We start from the raw sequence: 8,656 nt of genomic DNA, 5'->3' as shown, positions 1-8,656 counted from the left end.
TAAGAAAAGAAATTCAGAAAAATTCTTTTCTTACCACCCAGAAAAGAAAGAAGCTCACCGAGCTTCTTTCTCAATCTGGCGGAAACGGAGGGATTCGAACCCTCGATGAGGCTCTACACCCCATACTCCCTTAGCAGGGGAGCACCTTCGGCCACTCGGTCACGTTTCCGGAATGACGTTATTGTAAGCAGCTTTTTTGACTGTTTTGACAAAGCCGCCAAATTTTTTGAAAATTATTCGCTCTTGTCCAGACCAAAGGCTGTGTGCAGCGCACGCACCGCCAACTCCAGGTACTTCTCGTCAATCACCACGGAAGTCTTGATCTCAGAGGTAGAGATCATCTGGATGTTCACATTCTCTTGACTCAAGGTACGGAACATGGTGGATGCCACGCCCACATGGCTGCGCATGCCGATGCCAACAATGCTGACCTTGGCGATGTTGGGATTGCCCACCACTTCAGAAGCACCCAGTGCAGGCGCCACTTTTTCGCGCAGCAGGTCCAGCGCACGCTGGTAGTCGCCCTGGTTCACTGTGAAGGAAAAATCAGTCTTGCCATCCTTGGAGATGTTCTGAATGATCATGTCCACTTCGATATTGGCATCCGCCACTGGACCCAGGATGCCAGCAGCAATACCAGGGGTATCAGGCACGCCCAGCACAGAGATCTTGGCTTCGCCACGGTTGAATGCTATGCCAGAAACAACGGCCTTTTCCATTTTTTCGTCTTCCTCAAAAGTAATCAGCGTGCCGGACTTGGCTTCTTCTTCCAAGTCGATGTCCCATGGGGTGAAGCTCGACAGCACACGCATGGGAACTTTGTATTTACCCGCAAATTCCACCGAGCGAATTTGCAGCACTTTGGAGCCCAGGCTAGCCATCTCCAGCATTTCTTCAAAGCTCACGCTCGTGAGGCGCTTGGCCGCAGGCACCACACGGGGATCGGTGGTGTAGACACCGTCCACATCGGTGTAGATCAGGCATTCATCGGCCTTCATGGCAGCAGCCACGGCCACCGCCGAGGTGTCCGAGCCACCACGACCCAGAGTCGTGACATTGCCTTCGGGGTCGATGCCTTGGAAGCCTGTAATCACCACCACACGGCCTGCGCTCAGATCCTTGCGCACGCGCACATCATCAATCGATTCGATGCGTGCTTTGGTGAAGCTGCTGTCAGTGCGCACTGGCACTTGCCAACCTGCGTAGCTGACGGACTCCATGCCTTCGGCCTGCAGCGCAATCGCCAGCAGGGCCGACGAAGCTTGCTCACCCGTGGCGGCCAGCATGTCCAGCTCACGGTAATAAGAGGTCTTGGCCGCGCTAGGGGCCAATTCGCTGGCCAAGCCCAGCAGGCGGTTGGTTTCGCCACTCATGGCGCTGGGGACAACCACCATCTGGTGACCTGCCCGAGCCCACTTGGCCACACGCTTGGCAACATTGCGAATGCGCTCGGGTGAGCCCATCGAGGTGCCGCCGTATTTATGAACGATCAGTGCCATTGATATTGGGGTGACGAAACTGCTTGGCACGGCGCTGTTGGAAAAAGCGTGTTTTGGCGCGCCGCCGGTTTTCGTGCTCAAAAATTGGGACCAAAACTCAGGGATTGTACCAACCGAGGGTGGCACCATCCCTTACGGCAAACCCGTAGCCGACTTTCAGATGGATGCGGTGCCCACGCGTGCGGCAGGCGTTGATCAGCTTTTGCAACTCTTTGAGCTGCGCCGCTGTGGGCGTAACCTGGTAGTGCACCAGCAGCCAATGCCGCAGCACATTGGCCTGACGCTGCGCATTAAGCGCCTGCAAGCGCTGAATCTGCGGGGGTATCCCCACAGACTCCAGATCGAGCTGCGCCAACTCCTGCAACAGCTGCTTGGCATCGGCCGCATGACTGCAACTGCGCGCCAACGTATCGCGAAACTGCGGAAACACCTGCTCCAGCACCGGCAGCAGTTGCAAGCGGATGCGGTTGCGCGTGTAGCAGTCCTGGGCGTTGGTGGGGTCCTCAATCCAGCCGATCGCTTGCGCATGCAGCCAGTTGCGGATATCGACCGCACTGACCGACAACCACGGACGCGACCACGCCACGCCATCGCGCTGCCACTGCGCGGGCATGGCGGCCAAACCCGCCACCCCGGCACCGCGCGACAGGGCCAGCAACAACGTCTCCACCTGGTCATCGGCATGCTGCGCCAAGGCAATGCTGGCAACCGGCTGCGCGAATGCGGTGCGCGCCTGCTCGGCCAGCGCGGCATAACGGCTGCGGCGTGCCGCATCTTCCGGGCTTTGGCCTGGCTGGTGACGCGCATCCACATGCACCACCGCCAAAGGCACTTGCAGCGCGTGACAGGTTTGGCGGCAATGCGCCTCAAAATCATCAGCGGCAGCCTGCAAGCCGTGGTGCACGTGAATGGCCATCACCTGACCCGGCCAGCGCCTGGCACAGGCGTGCAGCAGCGCTGTGGAATCTGCACCACCGCTGTATGCCACCGCCATGGGCAATGCAGGCGCAAAGGCCTGCATGGCTTGATCAACCGAAACCGTCACCTTGCACCTCTTAAAAATTCATAGCTGACAGCGCTGCATCTGCAAGCACTTCCCAATGATTTCGTATTAAACCCAAGGAAACATAAGCGCAAGCAGCTATTAATATTCATAGATATATATGCACGCGACGCATGCGCCATCCAAACCCGCCAAAAAAAAATGGCCCCGCAGGGCCATTTCAGTGTGAGCCAGCGCCGCTTGCAAGGCAAGCAGGCATGCGCAACGCGCTTTAGCTGGCCTTGGTGTCGTTGAAGCGACCGTAGCTTTGCAGACGCTCGTAGCGGCGGTCTTGCAATTCCTTGGGCTTCAGGTCCGACAGCTGGCGCCAGGCATCGTTCAACGCGCGCTTGAGCAAGCTGCCCATGTGCTTGTGGTCGCGGTGCGCGCCACCCACAGGCTCGTTCACTATCTTGTCCACCAGACCCAGCGCCTTCAGGCGGTGGGCGGTGATACCCATGGCATCGGCTGCCATTTCAGCCTTCTCGCCGGTCTTCCACAGAATCGACGCGCAGCCTTCAGGGCTGATCACCGAGTACACGGAATACTGCAGCATGAGCACTTGGTCAGCCACGGCAATGGCCAGCGCACCGCCAGAGCCACCTTCACCAATCACGGTGGTGATGATGGGGGTCTGCAGCTGGGCCATCTCAAAGATGTTGCGGCCAATGGCTTCCGACTGGCTGCGCTCTTCTGCATCAATGCCTGGGAAAGCGCCGGGGGTGTCCACAAAAGTGAACACGGGCAGCTTGAACTTCTCGGCCGTCTTCATCAGACGCAGCGCCTTGCGGTAGCCCTCGGGCTTGGTCATGCCAAAGTTACGCAGTGCGCGCTCCTTGGTATCGCGGCCCTTTTGGTGGCCAATCACCATGCAAGGCTGACCGTTAAAGCGTGCCAGGCCGCCCACGATGGACTTATCGTCCGCAAAGTGGCGGTCACCGTGCATCTCGACAAAGTCGGTGAAGCACTCGCGCACGTAGTCGAGCGTGTAAGGACGCTCGGGGTGGCGGGCAATCTTGGTGATCTGCCAGGGGCTCAGATCGCTATAGATGTCCTTGGTGAGCTGGTTGCTCTTTTTGCTCAGCTGATCGATCTCATCGGAGATATCAACCGCATTTTCCGTCTGCACATAACGCAGCTCTTCGATTTTGGCTTCAAGCTCAGCAATAGGCTGTTCAAAGTCCAGAAAGTTTTTCTTCGCCAAGTTATTTCTCCTTGTCCCGGCCTGCGCGATGGGGCCCAGGGATTGTTCAATAGGCCACAGGCTGCGGGTCGAGCGAGCGCCAAATATACCAAGTTGCCACGGTGCACCAAGGTTTCCAAGCCTCAGCAACTTCTCGGGCATCACTGCGACTCACGGGATCGTCCGAGAAATAACTCTGGCTGATTCCCTTGAGCAGCCCCACGTCGTCCAACGGCAAAACGTTGGGACGCAGCAGGTAAAAAATCAAAAACATCTCCGCCGTCCAGCGGCCAATACCGCGGATGGCCGTGAGTTCGGCAATGATGGTTTCATCATCGAGTTGCGCCCACTCCTGCACCCGCAAGCGGTTTTCTGTGAAGTGCAGCGCCAGATCCACCAGATAGTCCACCTTGCGGGCAGACAGGCCGGCACCGCGCATGTCATCCACTTTCAGCAGCAAGACTTGCGCGGGGGTGATTTCAGTGAGCAATGCCGCGAAGCGTTTCCAGATCGCAGCGGCAGATTTCACCGATACCTGCTGCCCCACAATCGATCGGGCCAGCGTGATGAACGGGTCACCGCGGGTTTGCAATGCCTCGGCACTGAACTGCGGAATCAGACGGCGCATCACCCGGTCTTTCTTGACCAGGTGTTTACACGCCTCCGCCCAATACGCTGGCGCGTGCGCTGGCGGCAAAGGCAATTCTTTGGGAGAGGGGGACATACGGTTCTTCGCGTGCACACCCAGCAATTACTGGGCGGCCTCCCACGTCGTGCCTACCGCAGAGTCCTTCAGCACAATGCCCTGCTCCAACAACGCCTTGCGAATGCGGTCCGCCTCTGCCCAGTTCTTTTCAGCCTTGGCTGCAGCACGGGCAGCGATCTGCGCCTCAATGGCAGCAGCGTCCACCCCGTCAGCTCCGGCTTGCAAAAACTTTTGCGGATCGTCCTGCAGCAAGCCCAGGCATGCGCCCAGCGCTTTGAGCAAACCGGCCACTTCGGGCGATTTGCTGCGATTGACTTCACTGGCCAGATCAAACAGCACCGCCACGGCTTCGGGCGTGCCAAAGTCTTCATCCATGGCCGCCTGGAAGCGCGCTGCATGGGGCTCTGCCCAGTCAATGGCCACATCAGCCGGGGTCACCAGGCTCAGTGCGGTGTACAGGCGCTTGAGCGCGCCGCGTGCATCGTCCAGATGCACATCGGAATAGTTCAGCGGGCTGCGGTAGTGGCTGCGCACCACAAAGAAACGCACGGTTTCCGCATCGTATTCCTTGAGCACATCGCGGATGGTGAAGAAATTGCCCAACGATTTGGACATTTTCTCGTTGTCCACGTTGATAAAACCGTTGTGCATCCACGTCTGTGCAAACGGCTTGCCCGTTGCGCCTTCGCTCTGGGCAATCTCGTTTTCGTGGTGGGGAAACTGCAAATCAGCGCCACCGCCGTGAATGTCAAAGCTCTCACCCAGCATCTCGCAGCCCATGGCCGAGCACTCGATGTGCCAGCCAGGGCGGCCTTCGCCAAACGGGCTGGCCCACTTCACATCGGAAGGCTCCTCGGGCTTGGAGGATTTCCACAGCACAAAATCAAACGGATCGGCCTTGCCCTCTTGCACCGCCACACGCTCACCGGCCTGCAGCTCATCCAGCGACTTGCCCGACAACTTGCCGTATCCGGGGAATTTGCGCACCGCAAAGTTCACGTCGCCATTGCTGGCCTGGTAGGCCAAACCTTTTTGTTGCAGCGTGCCAATCATGGACAGCATCTGCGGCACGTATTCGGTCGCACGCGGCTCATGCGTGGGGCGCTCAATACCCAGGGCATCGGCATCCTGGTGCAGCGCATCAATCATGCGGTCCGTCAGGCTGCGAATGGTTTCACCGTTTTCCACCGCGCGCTTGATGATCTTGTCATCAATGTCCGTGATGTTGCGTACATAGGTCACGCGAGAGCCGCTGGCGCGCAGCCAACGCTGCACCACGTCAAATGCCACCATCGAGCGCGCGTGGCCCAGGTGGCACAAGTCATAGACCGTCATGCCGCACACATACATGCGGACATGTCCGGTTTCAAGCGGCGAAAACGCCTCCAATGCACGCGACAGCGTGTTGTAGATACGCAAACTCATGGAGTGTCAAAAACGGAAGATTGAGTGGGAGAGGCCGCACACCCGGTGCGCAGCACATGCCTCCATGCAGCCGGGCCATGCCTGTGACGGGACTGCCAACGTTCAACGCCAACACCCCTCAGCTACAATCTTTCGCAGTATAAGCCCGTCACGCTGGCGGACTTCTGTCGCCCTTGGAAAGCACCTACATGTCCCCTACCCTCCGCCCTCGATCCGTGTTGCGCCAGCTGGTGCTGTCGAGCTTTTTGATTGCAGGTGCTGCGCAGGCCGATATGTACGGCGATGTGTCCTCCCTGGTCAAATCGGGTGACACTGCAGCCGCCCTGACCAAGGCCGATCAGTACCTGGCCAGCAACCCGCGCGACCCCCAGATGCGCTTTCTCAAAGGCGCGGCACAGTCCAAGGCGGGCGATCTCGCTGCTGCCACGGCCACGTTCCAAAGCCTGATCGAGGAATACCCCGAGCTGCCCGAGCCCTACAACAACCTGGCCGTGATTTACGCCAGCCAAAACCAGCTGGACAAAGCCCGTGGCGCCCTGGAGATGGCGGTGCGCAACAACCCCGGCTACGCCGTCGCACATGAGAACCTGGGCGACATTTACGCCCGCCTTGCCCACGACGCCTACCGCCAGTCGCTCAAGCTCAACGGCAGCAACACACCTCTCAAGCTCAAGCTGTCCACCCTGACCGACATGCTGCAACCCGCAGCACGCTGACGGAACCTCTGCCTCGCGCCGACTCCAAACACTGATGGGTCGGCGCAGCTGGCCTCTGATGTTTCGTTTTTTGCATTGCCTATCCAAGGAACCCTGCCATGACTTTGTCCCGCAGAACCCTCACCCTTTCTCTGGCTGGCTGGGTGCTGGCCAGCACCGCCACCTTCGCTGCAGCACAAGACACCAGCAAACCCCGCGTCAAGTTCACCACCAACATGGGTGAATTTGTGGTGGAGCTGGAGCCCGCCAAAGCCCCCAAAACGGTTGAAAACTTCCTGCAGTACGTGAACGACAAGCACTACGAAGGCACCGTCTTTCACCGGGTGATCGATGGCTTCATGATCCAGGGCGGCGGCTTTACCGCCGATCTGCAGCAAAAGCCCACCCGTGCCCCCATTCCCCTGGAAGCCAAGAACGGTCTGAAAAATGACCGCTACACCATTGCCATGGCCCGCACCGGCAACCCCAACTCTGCCACCTCGCAGTTCTACATCAACGTTGCCAACAACGACATGCTGAACGCGCCCCAGCCAGACGGCCACGGTTACGCCGTATTTGGCAAAGTGGTGCAAGGCCAGGCCGTGATCGACAAAATCCGCACAGTGCCTACGGGCAACCGCGGTATGCACCAGAATGTGCCCACTTCTGCCATCACCATCACCACGGCCGCCGTGGTCAAGTGATCGCGCAGACTCCGTTTTATTTCTCTCACAGAAAGTTTTGCCATGAGCAACCCACAAGTTGAACTGCACGTCACCATCAACGTGGCTGACACAGCCACCCAAGGTGTGATCACCATCGAGCTGGATGCCAAGAACGCCCCCAAGTCGAGCGAGAACTTCCTGAACTACGTGAACGCAGGCTTTTACAACGGCACGATCTTCCACCGCGTGATCAAGAATTTCATGATCCAAGGCGGCGGCTTTACGGCTGACATGAAGCAAAAGCCCACCAACGACCCCATCGAAAACGAAGCCAAGAATGGCCTGAAGAACGCCAAGTACACCCTGGCCATGGCCCGCACCAGCGACCCCCACAGCGCTACCGGCCAGTTCTTCATCAACACCGTGGACAACGACTTCCTGAACCACACTGCGCCTACTGGCCAGGGCTGGGGCTACGCCGTGTTCGGCAAGGTGGTCAAGGGTGAAGAAGTGGTGGACGCCATCAAGAAGGTGCGCACCACCCGCAAGGGCTTCCACGATGACGTGCCTTTTGACGCCGTGGTGATCGACAAGGCCGTGGCCCTGTAATTTTCCCCATGCAACCGTTGGAACTTGCCACGCAAGCAACGGATGTGAACTCGACCGTGCCCGCCATGCCTGAGCTTGTTGCTCCAGCGCATTGGCGCACGGTCGAATTCATTTCTGACCTGCACCTGGACCCCCGTGAGCCCGCCACCGTGCAGGCCTGGCGCGACTACCTGGCCACCAGCCAGGCCGATGCCATTTTCTTGCTGGGCGATATTTTTGAAGTATGGGTCGGTGACGACGCCCTGCTTGAAGCCGACAGCTTTGAAGCCAAATGTGCCAAAACCCTGCGTGCAGCAAGCGCTGAGCGCTCCTTATTTTTCATGGTGGGCAACCGCGACTTCCTGGCCGGAGACGCCTTCTTGCAAGCCACGGGCATGACCGGCCTGGCCGACCCCACCGTGCTGGTCTGGGGCGAGCACCGCATCGTGCTCAGCCACGGTGATGCGCTGTGCCTGGATGATGTGGAATACCAAAAATTTCGCGCCGTCAGCCGCTCTGCCGCCTGGCAGCAACAACTGCTGAGCCAACCCTTGGCCGTGCGCCGTGCCATTGGCAAATCAGCGCGCAGCGAAAGCGAACAGCGCAAACAATCGGGCGCCCCCTACGCCGATGCGGACGCTGCCATGACCGCGCGATGGATGGAGCAGGCCCAGGCCCAATGGCTCATCCATGGCCACACCCACCGCCCGGCCGACCACGCCCTGCCCGGTGGCGGCACACGCATTGTGCTCAGCGACTGGCACATCGACGGCGACACGCACCGCGCCGAGGTGCTGCGCGTCACGCAGCAAGGCGGCTGGCAGCGGCTGCCGCTCTGAACCGGCTTGCGCAC

At 59.2% G+C, this 8,656-nt stretch carries 9 protein-coding genes and 1 tRNA gene; 4 read left to right on the top strand and 6 right to left on the bottom strand.

Going from position 1 to position 8,656, the window contains the following annotated elements; translation table 11 throughout:
* Positions 1–76 precede the first annotated feature (76 nt).
* From AC27VO_RS04620 to cysS, 6 genes are all read right to left on the bottom strand, one after another.
* A tRNA-Ser gene (locus AC27VO_RS04620) sits at positions 77–169 on the bottom strand.
* 64 nt (positions 170–233) lie between these two features.
* Positions 234–1,499 (bottom strand): aspartate kinase, encoded by a 1,266-nt coding sequence (locus tag AC27VO_RS04615; protein WP_488665502.1) that lies wholly within the window; start codon positions 1,497–1,499, stop codon positions 234–236.
* A 97-nt stretch (positions 1,500–1,596) separates the two neighbouring features.
* Positions 1,597–2,544 (bottom strand): tRNA lysidine(34) synthetase TilS, encoded by a 948-nt coding sequence (gene tilS, locus AC27VO_RS04610; protein ID WP_488665501.1) that lies wholly within the window; start codon positions 2,542–2,544, stop codon positions 1,597–1,599.
* A gap of 229 nt (positions 2,545–2,773) precedes the next feature.
* The gene (locus AC27VO_RS04605; protein ID WP_488665500.1) at positions 2,774–3,745 is read right to left on the bottom strand and encodes an acetyl-CoA carboxylase carboxyltransferase subunit alpha; all 972 of its coding nucleotides are present in this window, start codon (positions 3,743–3,745) and stop codon (positions 2,774–2,776) included.
* A gap of 46 nt (positions 3,746–3,791) precedes the next feature.
* The gene (locus tag AC27VO_RS04600; protein ID WP_488665499.1) at positions 3,792–4,448 is read right to left on the bottom strand and encodes a DNA-3-methyladenine glycosylase family protein; all 657 of its coding nucleotides are present in this window, start codon (positions 4,446–4,448) and stop codon (positions 3,792–3,794) included.
* Positions 4,449–4,475: 27 nt separating this feature from the next.
* The gene (gene cysS, locus AC27VO_RS04595; RefSeq protein WP_488665498.1) at positions 4,476–5,855 is read right to left on the bottom strand and encodes a cysteine--tRNA ligase; all 1,380 of its coding nucleotides are present in this window, start codon (positions 5,853–5,855) and stop codon (positions 4,476–4,478) included.
* Between the two features lie 188 nt (positions 5,856–6,043).
* Between cysS and AC27VO_RS04590 the strand changes: the two genes are divergently transcribed.
* From AC27VO_RS04590 to AC27VO_RS04575, 4 genes are all read left to right on the top strand, one after another.
* Positions 6,044–6,571, top strand: coding sequence for a tetratricopeptide repeat protein (locus tag AC27VO_RS04590; RefSeq protein ID WP_488665497.1), 528 nt, complete (start codon positions 6,044–6,046; stop codon positions 6,569–6,571).
* A 98-nt stretch (positions 6,572–6,669) separates the two neighbouring features.
* Positions 6,670–7,254 (top strand): peptidylprolyl isomerase, encoded by a 585-nt coding sequence (locus tag AC27VO_RS04585; RefSeq protein WP_488665496.1) that lies wholly within the window; start codon positions 6,670–6,672, stop codon positions 7,252–7,254.
* Positions 7,255–7,296: 42 nt separating this feature from the next.
* The gene (locus AC27VO_RS04580; RefSeq protein ID WP_488665495.1) at positions 7,297–7,824 is read left to right on the top strand and encodes a peptidylprolyl isomerase; all 528 of its coding nucleotides are present in this window, start codon (positions 7,297–7,299) and stop codon (positions 7,822–7,824) included.
* A 65-nt stretch (positions 7,825–7,889) separates the two neighbouring features.
* Complete coding sequence (locus tag AC27VO_RS04575) at positions 7,890–8,642, top strand: UDP-2,3-diacylglucosamine diphosphatase (protein ID WP_488665550.1); 753 nt, start codon at positions 7,890–7,892, stop codon at positions 8,640–8,642.
* The last annotated feature ends 14 nt before the right edge of the window (positions 8,643–8,656 follow it).

The organism is Comamonas sp. 14P8.1.4, from assembly GCF_057799285.1.
Note: the sequence above shows the minus strand (reverse complement) of the source record. Positions and strands in the feature narration are given on the sequence as shown.

Excerpts from the sequence above, each read along its gene's own strand:
- AC27VO_RS04590 (WP_488665497.1), top strand. The coding sequence starts at position 6,044 with ATGTCCCCTACCCTCCGCCCTCGATCCGTGTTGCGCCAGCTGGTGCTG.
- AC27VO_RS04600 (WP_488665499.1), bottom strand. The coding sequence starts at position 4,448 with ATGTCCCCCTCTCCCAAAGAATTGCCTTTGCCGCCAGCGCACGCGCCA.
- AC27VO_RS04615 (WP_488665502.1), bottom strand. The coding sequence starts at position 1,499 with ATGGCACTGATCGTTCATAAATACGGCGGCACCTCGATGGGCTCACCC.
- AC27VO_RS04580 (WP_488665495.1), top strand. The coding sequence starts at position 7,297 with ATGAGCAACCCACAAGTTGAACTGCACGTCACCATCAACGTGGCTGAC.
- cysS (WP_488665498.1), bottom strand. The coding sequence starts at position 5,855 with ATGAGTTTGCGTATCTACAACACGCTGTCGCGTGCATTGGAGGCGTTT.
- AC27VO_RS04575 (WP_488665550.1), top strand. The coding sequence starts at position 7,890 with ATGCCTGAGCTTGTTGCTCCAGCGCATTGGCGCACGGTCGAATTCATT.
- AC27VO_RS04585 (WP_488665496.1), top strand. The coding sequence starts at position 6,670 with ATGACTTTGTCCCGCAGAACCCTCACCCTTTCTCTGGCTGGCTGGGTG.